Origin of the sequence: Thermofilum sp. (assembly GCF_038871435.1) — an archaeon.
Taxonomy (GTDB): domain Archaea; phylum Thermoproteota; class Thermoprotei; order Thermofilales; family Thermofilaceae; genus Thermofilum; species Thermofilum adornatum.
Genome location: NZ_JAVZIC010000002.1, coordinates 239,490 through 261,531, shown reverse-complemented (window position 1 = coordinate 261,531; position 22,042 = coordinate 239,490). Strand labels below are relative to the sequence as shown.

At 44.9% G+C, this 22,042-nt stretch carries 22 protein-coding genes; 12 read left to right on the top strand and 10 right to left on the bottom strand.

The annotated features are described in order from the left end of the window. The first annotated feature begins 84 nt into the window (after positions 1–84). Entirely contained in the window at positions 85–1,026 is a 942-nt protein-coding gene (locus QXT17_RS03835; RefSeq protein ID WP_342783168.1) for an NAD-dependent epimerase/dehydratase family protein, read from the top strand. Positions 1,027–1,029: 3 nt separating this feature from the next. Here the strand turns inward: QXT17_RS03835 and QXT17_RS03830 are convergent, their stop codons facing one another. Both QXT17_RS03830 and QXT17_RS03825 read right to left on the bottom strand, forming a co-directional pair. Next, positions 1,030–1,488, bottom strand: a complete 459-nt coding sequence (locus QXT17_RS03830; protein WP_342783167.1) for a hypothetical protein — start codon at positions 1,486–1,488, stop codon at positions 1,030–1,032. A 51-nt stretch (positions 1,489–1,539) separates the two neighbouring features. Then, entirely contained in the window at positions 1,540–2,283 is a 744-nt protein-coding gene (locus QXT17_RS03825; RefSeq protein WP_020963055.1) for a hypothetical protein, read from the bottom strand. Between the two features lie 94 nt (positions 2,284–2,377). Between QXT17_RS03825 and QXT17_RS03820 the strand changes: the two genes are divergently transcribed. Both QXT17_RS03820 and QXT17_RS03815 read left to right on the top strand, forming a co-directional pair. Next, positions 2,378–3,109, top strand: coding sequence for an ABC transporter ATP-binding protein (locus QXT17_RS03820; RefSeq protein ID WP_020963056.1), 732 nt, complete (start codon positions 2,378–2,380; stop codon positions 3,107–3,109). Next, complete coding sequence (locus QXT17_RS03815; protein WP_020963057.1) at positions 3,106–4,449, top strand: ABC transporter permease; 1,344 nt, start codon at positions 3,106–3,108, stop codon at positions 4,447–4,449. Before QXT17_RS03820 ends, QXT17_RS03815 begins: the two co-directional genes overlap by 4 nt. Here the strand turns inward: QXT17_RS03815 and QXT17_RS03810 are convergent. Genes QXT17_RS03810 through QXT17_RS03800 form a run of 3 tightly spaced genes read right to left on the bottom strand, consistent with a single transcriptional unit; the run spans position 4,446 to position 7,836 of the window. Next, entirely contained in the window at positions 4,446–5,429 is a 984-nt protein-coding gene (locus QXT17_RS03810; RefSeq protein WP_148682129.1) for a hypothetical protein, read from the bottom strand. The genes QXT17_RS03815 and QXT17_RS03810 overlap by 4 nt on opposite strands. Position 5,430: 1 nt before the next feature. Next, on the bottom strand, positions 5,431–6,030 hold the full coding sequence (locus QXT17_RS03805; protein WP_020963059.1) for a MarC family protein: 600 nt from the start codon (positions 6,028–6,030) through the stop codon (positions 5,431–5,433). 48 nt (positions 6,031–6,078) lie between these two features. Beyond that, a complete protein-coding gene (locus tag QXT17_RS03800) occupies positions 6,079–7,836 on the bottom strand; it encodes a hypothetical protein (RefSeq protein WP_342783285.1) in 1,758 nt (585 codons plus the stop codon). 121 nt (positions 7,837–7,957) lie between these two features. Here QXT17_RS03800 and QXT17_RS03795 point away from each other — a divergent pair, with 121 nt between their 5' ends. The 4 genes from QXT17_RS03795 (at position 7,958) to QXT17_RS03780 (ending at position 13,119) form a co-directional block, all read left to right on the top strand. Further along, positions 7,958–9,001 carry a hypothetical protein gene (locus tag QXT17_RS03795; protein ID WP_020963061.1) on the top strand — a complete coding sequence of 348 codons (1,044 nt, stop codon included), beginning with the start codon at positions 7,958–7,960 and terminating at the stop codon, positions 8,999–9,001. Positions 9,002–9,201: 200 nt separating this feature from the next. Further along, positions 9,202–10,050 carry a sulfide/dihydroorotate dehydrogenase-like FAD/NAD-binding protein gene (locus QXT17_RS03790; protein ID WP_240366729.1) on the top strand — a complete coding sequence of 283 codons (849 nt, stop codon included), beginning with the start codon at positions 9,202–9,204 and terminating at the stop codon, positions 10,048–10,050. Further along, entirely contained in the window at positions 10,050–11,459 is a 1,410-nt protein-coding gene (gltA, locus tag QXT17_RS03785; RefSeq protein ID WP_020963063.1) for an NADPH-dependent glutamate synthase, read from the top strand. Before QXT17_RS03790 ends, gltA begins: the two co-directional genes overlap by 1 nt. Positions 11,460–11,517: 58 nt before the next feature. Beyond that, positions 11,518–13,119 (top strand): oligosaccharide flippase family protein, encoded by a 1,602-nt coding sequence (locus QXT17_RS03780; protein WP_148682130.1) that lies wholly within the window; start codon positions 11,518–11,520, stop codon positions 13,117–13,119. Here QXT17_RS03780 and QXT17_RS03775 read toward each other — a convergent pair. Genes QXT17_RS03775 through QXT17_RS03760 form a run of 4 tightly spaced genes read right to left on the bottom strand, consistent with a single transcriptional unit; the run spans position 13,072 to position 16,272 of the window. Then, positions 13,072–14,232 carry a DUF763 domain-containing protein gene (locus QXT17_RS03775; RefSeq protein WP_020963065.1) on the bottom strand — a complete coding sequence of 387 codons (1,161 nt, stop codon included), beginning with the start codon at positions 14,230–14,232 and terminating at the stop codon, positions 13,072–13,074. The genes QXT17_RS03780 and QXT17_RS03775 overlap by 48 nt on opposite strands. Before the next feature lie 60 nt (positions 14,233–14,292). Continuing rightward, complete coding sequence (locus QXT17_RS03770; protein ID WP_020963066.1) at positions 14,293–14,718, bottom strand: EamA family transporter; 426 nt, start codon at positions 14,716–14,718, stop codon at positions 14,293–14,295. A 53-nt stretch (positions 14,719–14,771) separates the two neighbouring features. Then, entirely contained in the window at positions 14,772–15,491 is a 720-nt protein-coding gene (locus tag QXT17_RS03765; RefSeq protein ID WP_020963067.1) for an alanyl-tRNA editing protein, read from the bottom strand. A gap of 13 nt (positions 15,492–15,504) precedes the next feature. After that, positions 15,505–16,272 carry a class I SAM-dependent methyltransferase gene (locus tag QXT17_RS03760; protein WP_020963068.1) on the bottom strand — a complete coding sequence of 256 codons (768 nt, stop codon included), beginning with the start codon at positions 16,270–16,272 and terminating at the stop codon, positions 15,505–15,507. 129 nt (positions 16,273–16,401) lie between these two features. Here QXT17_RS03760 and QXT17_RS03755 point away from each other — a divergent pair, with 129 nt between their 5' ends. The 5 genes from QXT17_RS03755 to QXT17_RS03735 all read left to right on the top strand — a co-directional run bounded on the left by QXT17_RS03755 (position 16,402) and on the right by QXT17_RS03735 (position 21,222). After that, the gene (locus QXT17_RS03755; RefSeq protein ID WP_020963069.1) at positions 16,402–17,220 is read left to right on the top strand and encodes a PIG-L deacetylase family protein; all 819 of its coding nucleotides are present in this window, start codon (positions 16,402–16,404) and stop codon (positions 17,218–17,220) included. Positions 17,221–17,406: 186 nt separating this feature from the next. Continuing rightward, the gene (locus QXT17_RS03750) at positions 17,407–18,297 is read left to right on the top strand and encodes a hypothetical protein (protein ID WP_020963070.1); all 891 of its coding nucleotides are present in this window, start codon (positions 17,407–17,409) and stop codon (positions 18,295–18,297) included. A gap of 105 nt (positions 18,298–18,402) precedes the next feature. Beyond that, positions 18,403–19,761 carry an APC family permease gene (locus QXT17_RS03745; RefSeq protein ID WP_020963071.1) on the top strand — a complete coding sequence of 453 codons (1,359 nt, stop codon included), beginning with the start codon at positions 18,403–18,405 and terminating at the stop codon, positions 19,759–19,761. A gap of 67 nt (positions 19,762–19,828) precedes the next feature. Continuing rightward, on the top strand, positions 19,829–20,479 hold the full coding sequence (locus QXT17_RS03740; RefSeq protein ID WP_020963072.1) for a TrkA family potassium uptake protein: 651 nt from the start codon (positions 19,829–19,831) through the stop codon (positions 20,477–20,479). Further along, positions 20,476–21,222 carry a mechanosensitive ion channel family protein gene (locus QXT17_RS03735; protein WP_020963073.1) on the top strand — a complete coding sequence of 249 codons (747 nt, stop codon included), beginning with the start codon at positions 20,476–20,478 and terminating at the stop codon, positions 21,220–21,222. The genes QXT17_RS03740 and QXT17_RS03735 overlap by 4 nt, the downstream gene beginning before the upstream one ends. Before the next feature lie 91 nt (positions 21,223–21,313). Here the strand turns inward: QXT17_RS03735 and QXT17_RS03730 are convergent, their stop codons facing one another. After that, entirely contained in the window at positions 21,314–22,000 is a 687-nt protein-coding gene (locus QXT17_RS03730) for a hypothetical protein (protein ID WP_020963074.1), read from the bottom strand. Between the last annotated feature and the right edge of the window lie 42 nt (positions 22,001–22,042).

Below are 22,042 nucleotides of genomic sequence, written 5' to 3'. Positions count from 1 at the left end.
AGAGTGCGGCCGTAGCTGACTTCTAACATTAATATTTCCCGGTAAAAGAGAAAAATTATATACTTTTACTGGTCATCGAAAAATGTGAAGGTTCTAGTAACAGGTGGAGCAGGATTCATAGGTAGCTTCTTAGCCGAAAAGCTCCTACAAAAAGGCTTCGAAGTAAAGATTCTCGATAATTTTTCCACTGGGACTTTAAAGAACCTATCTCACATTCAAGACCAAGTCGAAATAGTCAGAGGAGACATAAGGAGTCCACAAGACCTAGAAAAGGCAATAAATGGAGTAGACGCAGTCTTCCATTTTGCGGCTAACCCAGAGGTCAGGATTGGCGACCCAGGAGAACACTTCGAACACAACATCCTTGCAACTTATCTCTTGCTAGAGACCATGAGAAAGAAAAATGTAAAAGATATTGTTTTTGCCTCGTCGAGCACTGTCTATGGCGATGCACAAAAGCTACCAACGCCAGAGGACAGCACTTTAAAGCCTATCTCTGTCTATGGCGCATCTAAGCTTGCATGTGAGTCACTAATCTCGTCCTATGCACACACGTACGGGTTCAAGGGCGTGGCTCTCCGCTATGCAAACGTTGTGGGTCCCCGGGCCACAAGAGGGGTCATTAAAGACTTTATCCTTAAGCTCAAGGCTAACCCGCGGGAGCTCGAAATACTTGGAGACGGCACACAGACAAAGAGCTATATCTGGATAGACGACGCGGTCGATGCTACTATTTACGCTTGGGAGAAAACCAAGGAAGGCTTCGAACCTTACAACGTGGGTAGTATAGATGCAATTTCCGTCAAAGAAGTCGCAGACATAGTGGTAGAGGTTATGGGCATCAGGGACGTGAGCTATAGGTTTACAGGCGGAGTAATGGGTGGGAGAGGCTGGGTGGGAGACGTTAAATACATGCATCTAGACATAGCGAAGCTACAGAGAATGGGCTGGAGTCCCAAGTATTCCAGCAGGGAAGCCGTGAGAAAAGCGGCAATGAGCCTTGTAAGAGAAATAGGCACTAAATAAGCCCTACCTGCTTCGTTGCTGTGGAGCATCTTCCTCTGCAAATTCCTTGAAAGCCCTATGAAGGAAAACAAGTTTCTCTTTGTCAAGCAAGCCCTCGTGCTTAAACATCCTCGTGATTTTTCCATTTTCCCTAATCATGAAGAAGACCGTTGGAGAGATGTGGACATCGAATACTTCAAAAAGCTTTTTCGCGTGTTCAGATTTACATATCTTCGCGAACCAGTCGCAGAGAACAACGATTGGGGTGGGTGTAGGGGGGTCTAGGGATTCTACGAAGCTGAACCATTCTTGGTCGAATTTCCTGCATGCGGGGCAACTTGAATTGTCGAAGTATATCACGTAGTATCCGTTCTCCTTGAATGGCAGTTTCTCTTCTAGCCTCCAAGTTTTTTTCTCGAAATCATACACGTATACGCCGTTGGGGCAAGATGGTCCAGGCTTGCATTCTTTTTCCGCAGACACATCTACAGAAAAACTTCTATGCTTTTAAAAATTCTGATGGAAAGATTCACATCAAATATTCGTAAACATTTGCAACAGTGGCTGATAGAACGTATTGGCAACGGTGCTCTTTAATAAAAAGTCTAGGGCTATGAATACAAGAGACCAGAAGAGGAGCCTCTTAACATCCTTCTCAACGGTAAACCTGTGTTGAAAGATAATTATGTGGCTGAGCCTCGACAAGGCAACTCCCAAAAGAACATAGCCCACAACACGTAGCAAGGCATAAATCTGCCATGAGAGCAAGACGACGCAGAGAAGATGTTCAGGCTTTGCATGTAGTATCAAGACCCCCACGTAATAATTCATGTAGTTTAGCAGGACGGCTCCAAGGAAAAGTCCAAGCAAACCTACACTTGCAAGGGATAAAGCCGTAAAGACAGCAATTTCTCTAATCTTTGGTATCATAAAAAGGGAAGGGTCACCCTCGGGCCCCCTCCCAGTTCTTATCCATTCAAACATCTCGGAAACGTAGGCCTCGCCATTTATAATGCGGCCAGAGACTAGGCTTCTCTGAGAGATAGTGGCAAAAATTATAGCCAATGACACGGCTATAGCCCACAGGAACACGAGTAACGCGGCATATCTTAGTTTGCCTCCTCTAATCGCTTTAAAATAGAAAGGATACACCGCTAAAAGCTGGACAACCGGCAACAAAAATGGACTTATGCCTGCCAACACCAGGCCAAGAAACGTTGCAAAAAGACCAGCCGAAAAAACTGTAGCTGTCTCTTCAATGGCTGAATGGGACACCATACATACTCCTTGGTAGTTCCAACTTTTATTTTTATTTCTCGACAAGGGGCGAAAAAAATTAATAAAGTTAAAAAGAATTTCTTATGAGAGACTAATGCAGGTTGTAATCGTAAAAGAGCTATCTAAAAAGTTTGGAGAGTTCTACGCACTTAAAAATGTCTCCTTCGAAGTAGAAGAGGGAGAAATATTTGGACTAATAGGCCCCAACGGTGCAGGCAAGACAACCACTTTCCGAATCCTGTCAGGTCTAATTCCTCCCACATCGGGGCACGTAGAAATCATGGGCGAGAAGCCTGGATCCCCAAGGCTAAAGAGAGTAGTCACATATCTCCCAGAAGACGCAGGAACATATAGAAACCTGACTGGCTACGAATTCCTAAAGCTGATCTCAGAGATATATTTCGGCAAGACACGCGAGGCAGAGGAGGCTTTGGAGCTCGGCTTAAAGATAGCTTCTCTCGGCGACAAGATCCACGAGAAAATGAAAAACTATAGCAAGGGTATGAAGCGCAGGATACAGGTAGCAAGAACCCTTATGGTTAAGCCTAGACTAGCCATACTTGACGAGCCGACGGCTGGACTCGACGTGATACATTCAAAAGAGATCAGGGAAACCATACTTAGTTTCTCACGCGAATTCGGCACAACAGTCTTAGTCTCGAGCCACAACATGCTCGAAGTCGAGAATCTATGCGGGAAAATCGCAATGATAAACAAGGGAAGCATTGTTCTAACAGGCAGTGTAAAAGAGCTCCTCGAAGAGAGAGGAGCTAAAAACCTGGAAGAACTATTCTTTATGGTCACGAAGCAAGGTGAAGCCGCATGATCCGCGCGCTAGTTCTCAAGGAGGTAAAGGATCTCCTAAGGGATCCAAGAATTCTCCTACCCTTTATCCTTTCGGCCGTTGCTATGCCCGTCATTGCCCTAGTGATCTTGTTACCAATGCAGTCAGCGGTTCAGCAAGCAATCTCTGGCACAAAGACTGTAGCGGTTCTCGACCTAGACAAGACGACATACAGCCAAGGACTCATAAGATACCTAGAAAACAATGGAATACAAGTAATTGGAGTTACCGGAGACCCTCAACAAAAACTACAAGAAATAGCCAACAGCCTCGCAAAACAGAAAATTAGTGTTCTACTAGTAATCAACAGAGGCTTTGGCGCACAAATAGCCGAGAAAAAACCGGCAAAAATACAGCTCATCAGCATTATCGAAGAACTGTCGATGTTTTCAGGCATCGAGATAACCCCCATCCAGCAACTTGTAAATGACTACATTCTCAGTCTCCTTATCAATGGAACAAACCTCACCTTAGAACTTGTAAAAAACCCTGTGAACGTCACATCAGTGACTTATCTTTCCTCAAAGAACTTACTATTCCCCTATGGTCCAGCCTTCATGGTTAGTTTTTCCCTCTCAGCGCTCTTTGTGCCGCTCATCGTAATGGGCATAGCAATGACAGTAATGCAGATGTCTGCAACATCCATGGCCGTTGAAAACGAGGAAAGAACACTCGAGACACTTTTAACCCTACCAGTTTCAAGCACACAGATACTTGTATCAAAGCTTCTAGGAATGTTTATAGTCTCGCTCGTGGGCACAGTTTTCGAAGTCATCGGCCTTGTTCTCTATTTCGGCATACTGTCCTACGCCTTCAGCCTTCCAACGCCCAATGCACAGACCCTCGTAAGTATGCCGACAAGTCTCTCAGAGGTGGTGCCAGCAAGTGGTATACCTCTTCTAGCACTGAGCCTAATCCTATCACTATTCTTCTACGCCTCAATTGGAGTAATAGTCGGGGCCCTAAGCAGAGACGTGAGGATAGCAAATACACTCATGAGCCCCATAGGCATAATATTCATTGTACCGGCTTACCTCATCGTCTTTGCACCCTCTAGCTTCTATGGGCCAGCCGTTAGAGCCCTCCTCTACATACTTCCCATAACCCAGCCAACCATAATGGCCAGAGACATGATAGCTTCACAACTACCACCCGAAACACCAGTCTACCTCTTAGCGTCTTTGCTCTTCTCACTTATACTAATCTATGTAACAGGAAAATTCTTCTCGCTGGAAACTCTATCGACATTACAGTACAGAGTCGAGGAACTAGCTTCAAGGATAAAAAGAAAGAAAGAGAGGCACTCCATCGATACGGATTAGATAATTGTATCCTCTATTCTCGTCGGTTTTTCACTTGGTAGCACATATTTTTTGTTTGAGGCAAATCTCCAGAAGCGCCACATGTATGTCTCTTCTTTTCCAGGAGGGCACACGAGTTCAGAGAGGGGGACGCTAGCCTTCACGCCTCCGATTGTTGCTAGTAATGCAGCCTTTCTGGGTCCAGTGTATTGTCCAACTATAATTGCACGATTATTGTCGATTATAACGAAATGGGTTCCGGGAATTCTCGCGGCTAGACGCGAAGCTACATGCGATCTCCACCCCTCCAAGTAAAAAACTTCTATTGGTCTCTCAGGATCAGGAAAGTAGGGGTACCCGTAGTTGCCAGTCCACAGCGGCAAAATGTGTCTTTGGATATGTAGCGTCAAGGCCTGTGGAGAAATAGGCTTAAGCGAGGGGTCTTCTTTTCGCGCGTCTTCATAGGCAGTCTTGAACCTTTTAAATGGAGAATTCATTTTATGTGTCAGAATCGCCCAGTCAACCTTGTCGGGGACACGTAAAAAGGGCTCCTCCTCTGGAAGCTCCATCAAATCCATAATGCCAGGGTAGTCCTGTGGTTTGAAACCGTATCCTGCCTTGACAAGTAGCTTGTCTGGGACCCAAAAAGAAAACTCTAAACCCTTAACAACATAGAGAGGTTTTAGCGTGTTCAGGAATCCTTCGAGAAAATTATTGCTTGCAAGCCCGACGACAAGATATAGTTTGCTCAAACCCTCAAGTGGAAAAATTTTAAGGACAAAGGGTGGAGGCTCGGCCGGGACTTTCTCAGTGAAAACACCTATTACTTTTAAGCCTATCTTGTGGAAACTTATACTCCACCTGAGCCTCCACTTGGCAGTGTCTCCATAGAGGAGTTTCTTCGCTTTATCTCTTCTTATACCAGTCAAGCGGCTAAGCGACTCCAGGCTTCTTGCGAATCGGAAGGCTGTAAACAGTTCAACTGTGGCTTCGTCAACCAATCTATGCACCCATGGAGCGCAGTGCCTCCTCGATACCGCTCCGAATAAAAGATACGGCGAGTACAGCTAGAAATAGTGAGAAGATTCTCGAGACCACTAGCACAGTGTTCTTTCCAGCTTTCCCAAGTAGTATACTACTATTCGCAAGTATTATGTAGCCGGCAATGGTGTTGAGTAGGATGCTTAAAAGTGTAGGAACTAGTCCAAAGGTATTATTCAGGTACATGACCATGTAGATGCTACCGGGTCCAGCGAGCAGGGGTGTAGCCATGGGGACAATAGCCAGGTCCTCGCTTCTCAGCATTTCTGCCTCTATCTTTCCAAAAATGCCCTCGATCCCTATAATGAATAGTATGATTCCTCCAGCAATCTTAAAATCCGCTACAGATACATTGTAATAGGCAAAAAACGGATAGCCAAATAACGTGAAAAATACGAGTAAAGCAGACGCCACGAGAACGGACTTTAAGAAGACCTTATTGCGTTCAGAAGCTTTCATCCCGGAGGTCAACGAGTAAAATATTGGAATGTTTCCAATAGAGTCAAGAACAATAAAAAGCATAATGAATGCATCCCAGACATCTTTTAGGGCTAAAACCATAGGTAATCAATGACTGCGAACTTTAAAAATCTTTAGAGACCCATGTCTCTAGACGCTGTCTATTCCAAGCTTCTTTGAGACCTCAGCCAAGCTGAAAGACTCCTGGGATCTTACCCAGGCCTCCTCCACGTAGAACTTCAGAGCCAGCCTCAATGCGTCCCGGTCAACTTCTATAACTTCTTCTTCTGATCTAAAGAAGTTGACAAGGCTAAGGGCAGAGGCTAGCTGTAGAGCTCTGCGCTCAAGCCTCATGGAGAAAGGAAGGACTTGGACTTCTCCTAGTTGTTCAAATATGGCTTCGCGTGCCCGCTCTAGCTGGTCTAGCTCCTTTTCTGTCAGGAGAACCTTTTTCTTCCCTAGTCCCCCGCGAGTTTTGATCCCCGTAGAGACGGCGTAAACCAGCGTCACGTGGTCCCGTATGAATGGTGCAACTTCCGCCATTTTTCTAGCAGAAATCCCAAGCATGAGCCTCCTCTGGCTCTCGGCAAGCTCGCGGTACTTGTCCTTCGTAAGCCTGTGTAAACGGCAGAGCATCCTGTCCTCTATCGCGTTGAAGTTAGGATCATTGACAGTTACCTCGTAGCCACGTTCATAGACACGTGTATTATAGTTCACGCTAAAAAACGAGCTAAACCTGTATGGACCAACCCGGTAAGTCTTTGTCTCATACACAATGGTTCCCCCCTCCATCGCAAGCTTCAGCGGTTCGACCATACCCCTATATTTGAACCAGTCATTAAACTCCGTGATGATGAAGTTGAAGCGTCTCCCCTCATACGCCTCTCCAATAGAGATAAACATAGAAGGAGTCATACCGCCGCAGTACCGATTTATCCCAGGGATGCCGTGTGGTGGGACGCCCAGCTTATCGTTGCCCAGAATAAAGTCCTTCGTGGCAAATGTCTTGCCAGTCCCAGGCTCCCCGAAAAGAGCCAAATTGAAGCCAGTAGTCAGAGCCCTGTGTCCCTCCTTTGTTACAACCTCTACGTCTGCGAGAGAGTACTGCTGGGTCAAGGTTAAGAGCTCGTCAAAGAATACCACAGGTCCAAATAAATCTACCAAGTAGTTTCTCAGAGAAGAGACAGAAAACTTCTCAGCAAAATCAAGCACAGCGTCAAGCCTATCGGAAAATATCTTTTCTATGTATGCCCTAAGCTCCTCCTCCATCCTCAAGACCATGAGGAATTCCTCCTCAGCCTGCTTAGTGCTAAACCTCCTCAGCCCCGCCGACTCATAGCTCGAGAGAACGCTCTGAACAATAGGCCTTATCTCTTCAGGCATTTTCCAAAGCTTTTCCCCGTCCTCCTCAGTTTCCCAGACAAGTCTCCACTTATCCCTTAGCTCAGCCAAAAGGTGGGTAGGGTATATCTTCTCGTTAGAAAGCTCTGATGCACGCGCCGAGATATAGCTAAAGGAAGCCTCCCCAGCCTCAACAAGGCTCTTCAAGACAGCATACGCTTTAAATCCATGAACCCTTATCGCCTCCTTAACGGCCTCTTCCACACTACTACTGGAATCTTTCAGTAAAAGCTCTCCTCCTTCAACGGTATAATACCTCCCACGGAAATCATAGAGGGACCTGTAAGGAGAATAAGAGAAAAGCTTCTTCAAGTCTTCGTCAGAAATGACCCGAGCCAGCTCCTCGATTGTTTTCGGTTGCTCGAAAACGCTTAGTCCAAGTGTCTCCTTTAAAACCTTGACCTTAAAGGGATTCGGCGGAGGGCCCTCCAGCTGGGGCAAAAACCTCTTTAGCAGGATAACTCTCTCTGAGATTTTGTCTCCATTGATACCTCCCGCGTTCGCCATTCCTGGACTCAAAGATAAAAAATCGTAAAACTACTATTTTTTCTTTGCGTAGAACAATGTTTTGTCTGGCATTTACCCAAAAACTTTATTTCGCTGGGCTAATAATATTACTCTAGAAGAAATGGTAAATAAACTCTCTAGAGGGAAACTCCTGGCTGTCTTGTTTTGCCTATCTTTGATTGTCTTCTACCTGATTTTCCTTCACTATATCTCTCCCTCGCGAGAAGCAGTACAGAGTCCTGAATCAACAAACACGGTAACAAGCCCAAGCAAAGTGGGAAACACAGATGAAGCCGACAAGTATATTTCTCTACTCGAGATGATACTAAATGATTGTAGAATAGACTTCCAGAAAAGGCTCCCCGAACTATCTGTTATTCTCAAGTATAGATTCGCTATAGCGATAATAGTAGAGTCTCCATTTGGAGATGTTCTGGTCCCAGCCAATAGCTCAAAGTTGCTTGTACACGTGGAAAAAACAAATGGGTCCACTTTTCTCGTTGAGTTTACGCTGAAATTTGACGAAGCCGTGTTGCTGGAAAACCACTCTATGGTTCTTCTTCCGCAAAGCATATCCACACGTAAAGCAATCCTACAATATGTTCCAGGAAAAGGCTACTATCTTCCAAATGGAAAATATCTAGGCAACTTCTTTCCAATGTTTGAGGTGGAAAATCTCCAAGCAAGCTTTATATATGCTAAAAAAGGCGAATGGCCCACACTGGACAACGATTTAAAGACACTACGTCTTGAAAAAGTCGATACCGTCATCGCCGACCTCAAAAACAAGATCATTGTAAGCCGGCTTGGAAACACTTCCACTATATTGTCGCCAGCAAACGAGACGCTTGGATCCAGAATAGTGGCTTACTTAGAAAATATAAGCAAAACATCTCTGCCAGTTAGAAGGCTTACATCATGTCCATCAATCTACGCTGTAGAGCACTATCAATCAAGCGAGGCGCCAGTCATGCTCCTAACAATAAATTTGCCAACAGGGATACCAACATTCCTCTATAGTACCGGATGCCCCAGAATTATTCCCTCTACTAAAGTCACGTGGAACAACCAGGAACAAGACTACTACCTTCATAGCCCACTTGCTTGCCTCCTTGGCATACGTTCATTGGACTTTGCAGTTGAGCTGGAAAATATTTATCCATGAGGCAATTTAATTTTTTAAAGAGTACCTGTTTTCTTGCAGGTTTTAACTATCTTTTTTGCATTGAAAAGTTTACTTACTTTGTGAGTGGAATATTCTTTACAAACATGTAGTTTTTGAAATAATTGTAACATTTTTAGTAACTATGTTATAAAGCCAAATTTAAATATGTTTGCTAAGGTTTTTATTATGAATTAAAAGTGGTGAGGCAGTTGTTTAGACTTAACGAGATAGTAGAGAAGAAAGAGCTTGCCCCCAGAATAAAGGAGATAAAGGTCTACAATCCAAGGATAGCCGCTAAGGCGCGTGCAGGGCAGTTTGTAATTGTTAAAGTTGGAGAGGAAGGCGAGAGGATACCATTGACTATTGCTGACTGGGACCGAGAGAAGGGTTTGATAACTATCGTTTTTCAGGAGGTAGGTGTTTCTACTTATAAATTGGGGAGGTTAGGGGTAGGAGACGTCATTACCGATGTGGTTGGCCCCCTCGGTAACCCTTCGGAGATAGAGAAGTTTGGCACAGTGGTATGTGTGGGTGGAGGCGTCGGTATTGCTGCAATATACCCGATGGCAAAAGAGCTTAAAAAGGCAGGAAACAGGGTTATCTCCATAATTGGCGCGAGAAACAAGGATCTACTCATATATGAAGAGGAAATGAGAAGGGTAAGCGACGAGCTTAGGATTACAACTGACGACGGCTCTAAGGGCAGGAAAGGTTTTGTCTCGGACGAGTTAAGAGACCTATTAAATAGCGGCTTAAAGGTGGACAGAGTCATCGCTGTCGGACCAGCAATAATGATGAAGACATGTGCAGATGTAACCAGGCCATTTAACGTTAAGACAATTGTTAGCCTCAACTCCCTCATGCTTTGCGGCATGGGGATGTGCGGGGCATGTAGGGTGGAAGTAGGTGGGAAAACACGGTTTGTATGTGTAGATGGTCCAGACTTTGATGCACACCAGGTAAACTTTGACGTCCTAATCAAGAGGCTTAACGCCTATAAGGCAGAGGAACAACTAGCATTGAAGAGATTTCTAGAGGTGAAAGCATAATGCCAGTAAAGGATAGGGTTGAAATGAGAAAGCTTCCAGTTGAGAAGAGGATACGTAGCTTTGAAGAAGTTGCACTGGGATACACAGAGGAAGAAGCGATACAAGAGGCAAAGCGCTGTCTCCAATGCCCACCGAGGCCATGCGTTCAAGGCTGTCCTGTAGGAATAGAGATCCCCCGCTTTATAAAGAAGATTGCGGAAGGCGACTTTTTGTCTGCCTATAAGATCATCAAGGAGCGTAACGCTATTCCAGCTATTACTGGCAGGGTCTGTCCCCAGGAACATCAATGTGAAGGAGTATGTGTACTCAATAAACTCAAGAAGCCTACAGCAATTGGAGCACTCGAAAGATTCGTAGCTGACTGGGCTCTGAAAGAGGGTGTTGCAAAAGAGCTAGCAGAGAAGGAGATAGCAAATCGCCCATCTAACGGAAACATCAAGGTGGCTGTAGTTGGATCGGGTCCAGCCGGCATAACAGTGGCTGCAGACCTTGCAAAGCTGGGCTACGAGGTCACAATGTTTGAGGCCCTTCATAAGCCTGGAGGCGTCCTAATGTATGGTATACCAGAATTTAGGCTTCCAAAGAGAATAGTCGAGTATGAGATAGACTACTTGAGAAGACTTGGAGTTGACATAGAGACAAATGTTCTTATAGGCAGAACATACACTATAAAGGATCTCCTAGAAGACGGATACAAAGCTGTCTTCCTTGGGACAGGTGCAGGTACCCCGAAGTTCCCGGGCATCCCGGGCGAGACACTTGTTAACATATATTCTGCCAACGAGTTCCTAACGAGAGTAAACCTAATGAAGGCATACCTTTTCCCACAATACGACACGCCAATAAAGATCGGGAAAAGAGTTGCTGTTATCGGTGGCGGAAACGTAGCTATGGATGCCGCTAGGACAGCTGTGAGGCTTGGTGCAGAAGAAGTATACATTCTCTATAGGAGAACAGAGGAAGAGATGCCTGCAAGGAGGGAGGAAGTAATAAACGCCAAAGAGGAAGGCGTCAAGTTCCAGTTGCTAACCCAGCCCATAAGATTCATTGGCAATAAAGACGACATCCTAACAGGCATAGAATGCATTAGAATGCAACTTGGCGAACCAGACGCAACAGGCAGGAGAAAACCTATACCCGTCCCAGGCTCCGAATTCATATTCGAGGCCGACACTGCGATAATCGCTATAGGAGCTCATCCAAACCCATTAATTGCAAGAACCACTCCAGAGATAAAAGTTGACGAAGAGGGCCGCGTCATTACTGACAGCGAGCTAAGGACAAGTATGAAACGAGTCTACGCTGCCGGAGACATTGTACTCGGAGAGGCAACAGTTATCGAGGCAATGGGAACGGGTAGACGTGCATCCCAAACCATACATCGGGACATATCTGAGGGACGGATATAGATTTTTCATCTTTATTTTTCCACTAGCGTGATATTTTTATTTTTAAAGGATTAAAAAGATGAATTCAATGTCCCTTGACGACTTAGCCTCATCAACTATGGAAAGTGCTTTCAAGCTATTTACAGGACAGTTTCTGGGAACACTCATAGCGGGAATAGGTTCAATAATTTTGACAAGGCTTTTGGGGCCTGAAGCATATGGAAAATATGCTCTAAGCACAGTTGTTCCAAGTCTTTTGCTCGTCTTCGCAGGTCTAGGCATAGACTCAGGCATCACGAGATACACGGCAATAAACACGGGTTGCAGGCTTAGAGGCTACATGAAGGCGGGACTATTTTTCAAGATTCTTACAGCGCTTCCCTTAACAGTTTTCTCGTTTCTCTCAGCCGAACTGTTGACACAGCTTATCCTGGGGAGAAGCGACATTGCCCCCCTTGTAAAAGTAACCTCATTCATTATTTTGTTCTCATCGGTTCTTTCCTCACTTACGGCCATTTTTGTTGGCATAGGAATGTCTGGTAGAGCAGGCCTGCTCAACATAGTTTTCCAGTCGTCTAGATCAATATTGAGCCCGTTACTAGTCCTAATTGGGCTAGGGGTTCTCGGCGCTGTAGCGGGATACGTTTCAGGCTACATTTTTGCTTCTCTGATTGGTCTTTTAATACTTTTATCTGTAGCAAGAAGGTATAGCACAGATTGTTCCGAAGACGAAAGAATTGCACCATATCTGCGGGAGCTCCTCGTATTCAGCGTCCCTATTTTCACTAGTACCCTTGTATCGACCCTCCTCTCAACCTATCAAAGCGCGTTGCTGTCTAGGTATGCATCCTACCTAGAAATTGGAAACTTCCAAGCGGCAAGCAACCTTGCATCTCTACTTACACTCGTTACATTGCCCATATCTACTTCTCTCTTTCCTGCATTCTCAAAGTTCAGGGATCCCCGAGAAGCATCAAACGCTGTAGATGTAGCAGTAACAATGACGGCACTTCTCCTCACGCCAGTGACGCTATTTACAGTAGTGGAAGCCAGAGACATAGTAAGGATATTCTACGGCGCTAGCTACATGGCGAGCTCAGAGTATCTCTCAATGTATATTCTCATCTATCTATACTCCTTGATAGGCTCCATTGTATGGGGTAGCTTCTTCCAGGGAATCGGAAAGCCAAAAGTCGTCTTTATGTCTACATTGGTATATTCGGCCATTTATGTGCCATTAGCCTTTTACCTGGCGTCAACCCAAAGCATAAAAGGCGTCATAATCGCAGTACTGCTAGCCTCCCTTTCCTCTAACGCCATGCTTCTTTGGGAAAGCAAAAAAGTTGGCGTCAAAATCGATTTTTCAAAGAAAGGCAAGATTCTTCTTTCAGCTCTTATTCCAATACCAATAATTATGTGCATAAATTTACCTCCCACGCATGCGCTTATCAGGGTTACCTTGCTTGGAGCCATCTATCTCTCACTATACGTTCTACTCTCATCACTACTCGGCGCAGTAACCCATAGGGAAATTGAGCTCGTAAGATCTACCTTGAGGGTACCGCAATTTTTGAGAAGGATAATAGAGCTTTTCCTGGACATCTTAGAAAGAATAATTGTCGCAAAGGAAAGCCTACGTGGGAATCTTTTCCTCCGGCGGGGGAGCCCAGCTACGAGTTAACGCTGCAAGCCTTTTCATTATCTTCGCGTCGCCCTTGACTCGAGACATAAGCTCGCTGAGGATAGACAATAGCTCGTCGTACTGCTTCCTGTCTATTGGGAAGGGGACGCCATCCTTGCCGCCGACAGCATATGCAAACTTGAATGGATCTACAGGTGGATGAGTCACGGGGTCCCTCCAAGACGGTTGCACTTCATATACTAGCTCAGCTACAAGAGCTAGTCCACGTATCGTTGCTGGTCCAACGTTTTTTAACAAGAGGAGGTCAGAGAAGCTATCTATGTTCACCTCTCTTAACTGAAGCCATACATCCTTGTTTAGAGATGGCTTGCCGAGTCTCCGGAATTTCTCCCTGAGTTCTCTTACCTTGTGTGGGTCATAAGGAACATAGCTCGTCAATGGTACATAGCCCTCGAGGAGCCTGTTTGCCTCCGCGAAAAGCGTTGGCAACTTTTCCGGCTCATCTTTGATAAGTTCCACTGACAGCTTTCTAAACTCTTGAGAGTCGTCGGCTATGGTGTTGAGGGCAAAAGGCTCTCTCCTACCCTGGATCCCGCTGTGAGGATTCCGGGTAAAATCTGAGACCTTTGTTGATAGCCAGTGGTACCTTCTGGCCATCTTGTCAACAGTATTCATCCCCTGCTGAACTACTGCCCAGTTTCCCTCTTCATCTACAAAAAACACGTGGTGGTAAAGCTGGTAGCCAGACTGCAGTGCCGTGTTATCTATCTTTGCCACGAGACGCGAAGTCCTAACAAAGCTAGAGGCGTCGAGGCCAAACTCTTCCGAGACCTTTCTAATCTCGTCTGGGGCTTCTCGGCTGTGGACACCCTTTCCACCGCAGGCCCTTACGCCTAGCTCTTCTCTAGACAAGACACGTTTAATTATAGCCGTGGTAACAGTAGTAGAGCCAGAGCTGTCCCAGTCCATCCCGATAATGTTGTTTATGGCCTGAAAATACACTGGGTCAGAAATCCTCTCAAGTAAGCCAAGCGTCCCGTATTCCTCAACTATCAAAGTGACTAAGATCTTTGAAAGCTTCTCCAATCTAGACAATAGCCACGCTGGAACCTTTCCCCCGTGGAGTGGTAGCTCTGCAATACCTGTCCTCATTTATCCTACAATTTGTTCGCCGAGAAGAAAAATAAAGCTTTTCCAAAGAAGAGTGAAAGTTTAGATGGCGAGAATATAGATAGCCGCCAAGACAAGCCCAACGGCAACTATCTTTTTAAGCGTTAATTCTTCGTGAAGAACAAGGACAGATAGGAGGACAACAAAGGCTAGGCTCGACTTGTCTACGAGCGAAACAGGGGTTGTCTCGCCCTTCTGCAGAGCCAAAAAGTAGAGAATCCAGGACGCGCCCCCAGCTATACCGCTAAGGATGATGTAGATTGCTTCTCGAGAAGTAATAGAAGAAATGAAGCCTGTCCCCCTAAAGGCCAGCATCATGCCCACTGCGAAAAACATCATAACTATAGACCTAAGGGCTGTCGCAGTCATCGAGTCAACATTCTGTAGACCAATCTTGGCGAATATTGTTGCTAGCGCGGCGAAAAACGCGTCTAGGATTGCTAGAATCAGCCATTCATTCATCTTCATCGATAAATTCCTTGAAATTACAAAGATAAAGTGGTAGCGTTTAGAATATCACGCTAATACACGGAATATTTGACCTTTACACCCTCAATTTCATTCGTGATGCCTAGAATCTTTATGCGGCCAATTTCTCTCGTGTTTTTCACATGTGTCCCTGAACAGGGCATAGAGTTTATGCCTTCTATCTCTACTATCCTGTATTCCCCGAGCAACGGAAGCCTAGAAAGATTCGGAGCATTATATGTCACCTTCTCAAGCATGTCCCTAGGAACAAACTTTACCACGACATTTATGCCTGCATCGACAACCTCGTTCGCTATACTTTCAAGCTGTGAGGTCTCTGGGGGCTGACTAACCTTGTAGACCAAGTATGCTTCGGGCGGGCCATGATATGCGTCCACGGTCTCTACAAGTTTTCCGTAGATCTTCATCATTGCATAGTCCAGGATATGTCCGGCCGTGTGAAGCTTCATGACTAGGTATCTCTTTTCCCAGTCTAGCACACATTTAACGGTGTCGCCTACGCGTGGCTCTCCCTCTTCGATCTTGCCCCAATGCCTTATCTGCTTGTTTTGCCTTATAGCCTTTTTTACCCTAAATGTCATGCTCTCTGAAGAAATTGTACCCTCGTCTGACGGCTGTCCACCACTGAGGGGGTGAAAAATTGTCCTGTCAAGCTCTATGTACGCCTTGGAGCCCTTGAGAAGCTCAACTCCAGTTATTTTGGCTTCGCATTCTTTGAGATAGGCATCCTTGAGGAAAAGTTCCTCAGTCACTTTTCCACCTTGGCTATATGGCCCTTGCAACAACAACTATCTCGCTACTATTCTCGGTGAATGGTCGCCCAGCATAGTCTTCATACGTCTTGCATAGCTCGAACCCGGACTCGTAGAGGAAGTGTGTAAGCTCTCTCAGCGTGAAGAGTCTAAGCGTCAAGTCGTGTTTAAACACGTTGATCTCGTTCCTAGGCAGGTCTATCACAGACCATTGTATCTCTGCATATGCGACTTCCTCTAAAAAATCGATTCTCCAGTTCTCCTCCTTGATTGCAAGCATCGAGCCTGCTTTCCTGAAGCTAGAAAAGGGCGTCTCATAGTATACCCTTTTTGCTTGAACCCCTACAAGGCTCCACGTGTCAAATATGAAGACAGCCCCCTTCTTCAAAGCCCTGCGGACAGAGTTGAAGAACTTTAATAGCGAGTCATCGTCCCTAAAATAGCTTACAACACCATAAAAGGCTATAGCCGCGTCGAACTCTCTGTCAAATTTAAGATTGGTTGCGTCAGCCAAGACGAATTCAACGTTTGGCAAGCCAACAGCCTTCCTACGTGCAGCCTCGATCATTGCTGGCGAAACATCGACACCTACCGCTGTGTAGCCTCTCTTGGCAAGCTCAAGTGTATGGATACCTGTGCCACAGCCAACGTCTAGTACCTTTTTCACCGGTACTAGTGAGCACTCTCTGAGGACTTTCTCAATGAAGTCTACTTCTGCTTGAATATTTCTGTGAGAGTACAGTAAATCGTAATAAGTAGCATAGCTTTCGTCCTTCAACACGATGCTTAATTATTTTGTCTCAAATATATACTTGCTGTAAGAATCCAAAAACGAAAAAGATGTAAAAGGATTTATCTTCTTTAACAAAGATATGAAAGATGTATATATGTTTTAAAGCAAAGATAAACGATGGTAGTAGCAATGAGCCTAGAAGAAGAGGTAAGGCTTCTAGCCCAGAGAGAAGGGTCAGAAAACGCGCTCAGGAAAATAGCACTCGAGATTTTCCCAGAAATAAGCTCCCCCTTCGAGGAAACCAGTAATGTACTATGCATACAGCCCCATCCAGACGACTGTGAATACGGATGCGGAGCGACACTAGCCTATCTAGCAGACAAAGGGATAAAAGTCACATATCTAACACTTACAGACGGCTCCAAGGGAACAACCAATCCATCAATCACTCCAGGAGAGCTTGCGCTAACAAGGAAGAAAGAACAAGAAGAAGCAGGCCAGGTTATCGGCGTATCTAAGATATATTGGCTCGACTACCCAGACGGAGAGCTACCATACACCAGAGATGCGATGTGCCGCGTCATGGAGGTTATACGGCGAGAAAAGCCTGACATAGTATTTGCCCCAGATCCATGGTTACTCTACGAGCCACACCCCGACCACAGAATAGGAGGACTACTCGCCTCAGAAGCCTCTCTGTTTTCTTCTCTACCACACTTCTGCAGGGGAACTCCTCCACACGCAGTCAAAAGAATGATCTTCTACTATACGTCCAAGCCAAACTACTTCCAGCCGGCTGACGACCTCATTGAGAAGAAGCTCCAGGCCCTTAGAAAACACAGAAGCCAGTTCGAGGAAAGCTGGCAACTCTTGGAGCTCAGTATAAGGCTAATCATGGCGGTCTATGGCACGAAAATAAACGCTAAATATGCGGAGCCCCTCAGAGTAATCCCACTCACAATAATGCATGCAACACTGTTAAGCGAGCTAATTTAAAACCACAAACGACTTTCTTTCGAAAGGAAAAGTACACGGCACATGTCCCATGTATTAGAGACAGCAAAGTTTGTTTAAAGAATGAAAGAGGCCTAACTTCTTCCTCTATATAAATAGCACAAAAAACAAGTAGGCAAAAAATTACCACCACACTACCATTAAATATATTCGAAGACTATTATTCACGTGAGTGCTAGGAGCATAGGGAGAGGCAGGTGTCCAAAATGCGGAAGAGAGGGATCTGTGGTTATTAAAATGGTTGGAGGCAAAGAATACGTCTATGTCAAACATGGTAGAACTTGGCACTACATAGGCCCCCTCGAAAAAATTGACGTAAACGAGATCCTGCGAGAGCCTACCACTACACTACCACTAAAAGAAACTGAAACACTTAACATACATGGTGAAAAAATGAACGAGGAGACAAAATCACTAAACAAAACTGTGGTAGAGGTGATAGCCCTCATTCTAGTAGCTGTAGGCACGGGAATCCTTCTCTTAACTATTTTCGCGTCAATAATACTCCCATATCTTGTAGCCTTCTGGTCAGTAAGCTCGGTAAACATTGCGACTGGCTTTTCAACAATGATAGAGGACACGACAAAAGCATATTTGATTTATAGTCCAATAAGGTCAGCCTCGATAAGCATCCAGTCAGACAACGCCTATTTCAAGATTCTCGCAGTTCCCCTCTACACCGCAATGAGCATTCTAAATGCTACACAGTCCCAGGAGCTAGAAACACATATCTCACCCTCAGACCTACGGGTGAAACCAATAAAAACTAGCGAAATACAAGGCCTCATGCAAAGCTTCTTTGGAAACTATACAAGCTACGATATACAACTAGATACTAATCAAGCACTCCTCGTGTGGCCCTACAAACTTCAAACAAACCCAGCATCACTGAGTTTCTATACATCACGATCCTTAACTGGAAGCGAGCAACCCCAGCCGAACAGTTTCCAGCCTTTATCGATGAGCTTCATATTTATATCTCTAGCTCCGCGGCTTATACTCGCAGTTTCACTAATAATTGGCGGATATTTACTCTACAGATGGTCAAAAAACAAATAAGTAACCTAATCTTTATATTTAGCTACGCTTCCTGTTTACGGAGCCATAGAACTCTCTTTTTAAAAATTTTTATAGTCTGAAAAGCAAAAATAAAAAGTAATAGGTATGGGGGAGTCCCAAGAGAGACTACGTAGAAGAATAGGCCTGCTCGGCGTCTTCAGCTTTGGCTATGCAGACGTGGGCGCAGGCATCTACATGACACTAGGACTCGTAGCGGCACATGCAATGGCAGCCACCCCTCTTGCTTTTGCAGTGGCTAGTGTTTCATATATTCTGACTGCACTAAGCTACGCAGAGCTCAGCTCTTCCATGCCTGAAGCTGGGGGCGGCATGATTTTCGCCGAAAAGGCTTTTGGAAGATTTGTTGCCTTTCTTACTGGCTGGGCACTCCTCCTCGACTATGTTGTTACAGGGTCAATCTTCGCAATGTCGACAACGGGTTATCTTGGACACCTAGTTCCGGTACTCAAACAGGGAGAGTTCTTTGGATTAACCGCCTCTATATTGGTTCTCATACTAGTAATTCTAAACGTAATAGGTATAAAGGAATCCGCAACATTCAGCGCAGTATTAGTCCTAATAGATATAACGGGGCTATCCATCATACTTGCTATAGGTTATCTTACAAGCTTTAGACCTTTCTTTGACCAAATAAAGCTTGGAACAGCACCCACATGGGACAACTTCATGTACGGCACAACAGTTGCAATGGCGTCTTACCTGGGTATAGAGGTTGTTTCGCAAACAGCTGGTGAGACAAAAAGAGCTGGCCTCAATATTCCGAGGGCCGTCAAGCTTGTAACCATAGTAGTCGTAGCTTTCTCTGTTCTTTTCTCATCCCTCGCAGTAAGTGTAGTCGGCTGGGAAACATTGGCGTCATCAGAAAAGGACCCAGCCGCGGTTGTAGTCGAGCATCTTCCCTTTGGAGCTCTCCTTGCCGTATGGATATCAATAATTGGTATGACTGTCTGCTATGTGGCTACAAACACGGGAATAGTTGGTGTATCAAGAATGGCGTATGCCATGGGTCGAGAAAGAATGCTTCCAAGTGTCCTCACAGATCTCCATAAAAAATTCCACACACCGTACAAAGCTATTCTCCTTTTCGCCGTTATCCAGATTGCTCTAGCATATGCAGGTCACTTGGGGCTGGCAGCCGACCTTTACAACTTTGGCGCGCTCTTATCCTATATGGTAGTGAATTTGTCCGTAGTAGCTCTGAGAATAAAGGATCCCTACCGCTATAGGCCATACATGGTTCCCGGCAACCTGCCTTTAAAGATAAAGAATAGAAGGGTGCTCATACCAGTTGGCGCTATCCTTGGCTTCTTCTCCAACCTAGCGCTGTGGCTCATGGTGGTAGCTACACATGCCGAGGGAAGAATAGTCGGCTTCACGTGGCTTTTTGTTGGCCTTCTACTATACGTAACATATGCTAGGAGAAACCCGAAGATACCCGAATAATAACTACAAATATTCGATAAAAATATAATGTTTGAAATCCTACTCCTGTTTTAGAGTAGAGATAACTATGTACATATTTGTAGTTGGCGGAGGCAGAATCGGGTACTCGATAGCAGAATACTTTTCAAACAGGGGAGACAAGGTTATAGTTATCGAGAAAAACAAAAAGACATGTGACTTTTTAGCTAAGAACCTAGACGTCACCGTTTACTGTGGAGATGCCCGCTCTATCGCCCTCCTTGAAGACGCAGAGATGGATAAAGCAGACGTTGTCTTCGCGGTTTCTGGGAGCGACACAGTAAACATTAGAGTTGCAGAAATCGCGAAAAAGAGATTCGGTGTCCCAACCGTTGTAGTTAGGCTTAACCACTCGGAGAATCGAGAAAAGGCTCTTCAAGCCGGAGCAGACCACGTAATCTGTTTAGACGAGTTTGCAGACGTTTTCATTAAGACGATAACAGAGTCAGAATTCAGAATAATCTATGACAGAAACGGTTTCTCTATTGCCGAGATAAAAATACCACCAGACTCATCACTTGTTGGTCAAAGCATAAAGGTTCTCGAAGAGTTAGAGGTTAAACCAATCGCAGTGTTCAGAGAAAATATGTATTTTTCCCCGACCGAGAACATCGTTATCGAGGCCGACGACATCCTCCTAGTTACGGGAACCCAGCAAGCTATAAATAAACTCAAAGAACATATATTCGGAGCTGTATGAGTTCGCTACTACTGGAATGGATACCTCTAAATATCCTCCTCTTCCTAACTACTTTAATATTCTCAATCTTATTTGGCTATATTTTTTCAGTACTCGTCCGGAGATCCCTAGGCAAAGTCAACCCACTACTTTCCGAGATACTCAGCAGGTACGGGTCTTGGACAATCTATCTTGTAGGTTTTCTCTTTGCACTCGAGCTTCTGAACCTGAGACTAGAAGCAATTCTAGTCTTCTTAGCTCTTATTGGAGTACTTGTTGTTATAGGGCTAAGAGATTTTCTACCCAACCTCTTTGCAAGACAATTTATCGAGACGTACAAGCCTTACAAAATAGGCGACTGGATAATGATTAGTGATCAGGTTGGAAGAGTGATAGACATAAACGACCTATACACAAGTGTTCTCACGCTGAATCACGAGCGCGTATATATTCCGAACTCAACCATGCTAAAAGAAAAAATCATCAATATAACGGCCAGCAACGGCATAGAAGTAAACATCGACTTCGCTATCAGGTATAACGAAAACATAAACAGAGTCCTCCAGCAAATTCTTAAGGCTATTCAGGACGATGTACAGGAGGAAGGCATAGAAGAACCCGATATACTAGTACGAGAAATAAGAGGCGACATTATACATGCAAGAATAAAGTTCAGGTTGCTAAACCCACAGCGACTAGAAGACGCTAGGAACCGGGTTTTGAGAGAAGTATTAAAGGTCTTGTCATCCCAAGGGAAGGCTTAAAAGTTTTTCCCGATAATTTGCCAATATTTCCTTCAAGAACATTCACTTAGTAAAGCTAGGCATAAGAAAGACTTATAAGGAATAAATATAGCTACACCAGGAGAGGGATTTTTATCCCGAAAAGTTCTTCTGCAAACTTTGCACTATCCTCCCAGGAGACAAGTTTGAAGAATCCAGGGTCCAAGTCGTTGCATGTACGGATTACTTCGGCGGGTCCCAAATCTCTTATAGCATAAAATCCCTCGATTCCGTCTCTACTTGGGAGTGGTCTCCACATTGTGAAGTATTTTTCTTCTTCTCCTACCAGCCGAAGCAAGGTAAGAGTTGCCCCTTCATAGTTTCCGGCCAGGAAATACCAAACATCCACACCCTCAGGGGCCTCAATTTTATAGAAGGTTTCCTTTCCTGGAAGCTCCCTTAGTGTGACCCATATAAACTTTTGTCCTCTGGCCTCGACATTTATCTCGGGCATGTGGCCCGCAAACAGATACCAGGCACCCCCATGATTAAGTTTCACGTAGCTAGTGAACTTGCCCACATCAAAGCTCTTGGGCCAGATATCCTTAGGGTTAATCGTTTTAGAAAATTTTAGCATAGCTACTGAACCTCCCCAGAGACCAAGCCTGAATAATTCCCTGTTTGCCTCCGTAGGGCTGGGGTGCTCCTTTACGACGGTTGAAACCATGTAGGAGAAAAGCATTTGTGGAACCAAAACGTGGACGGTAGGCTGGAACATTTTTTGTAGCCTTAAAAACATGCCAGCTATTTCAGTTGCCATCAAAATAATTGATCAGTGGTCTAATATAAAAATTCCACCTAA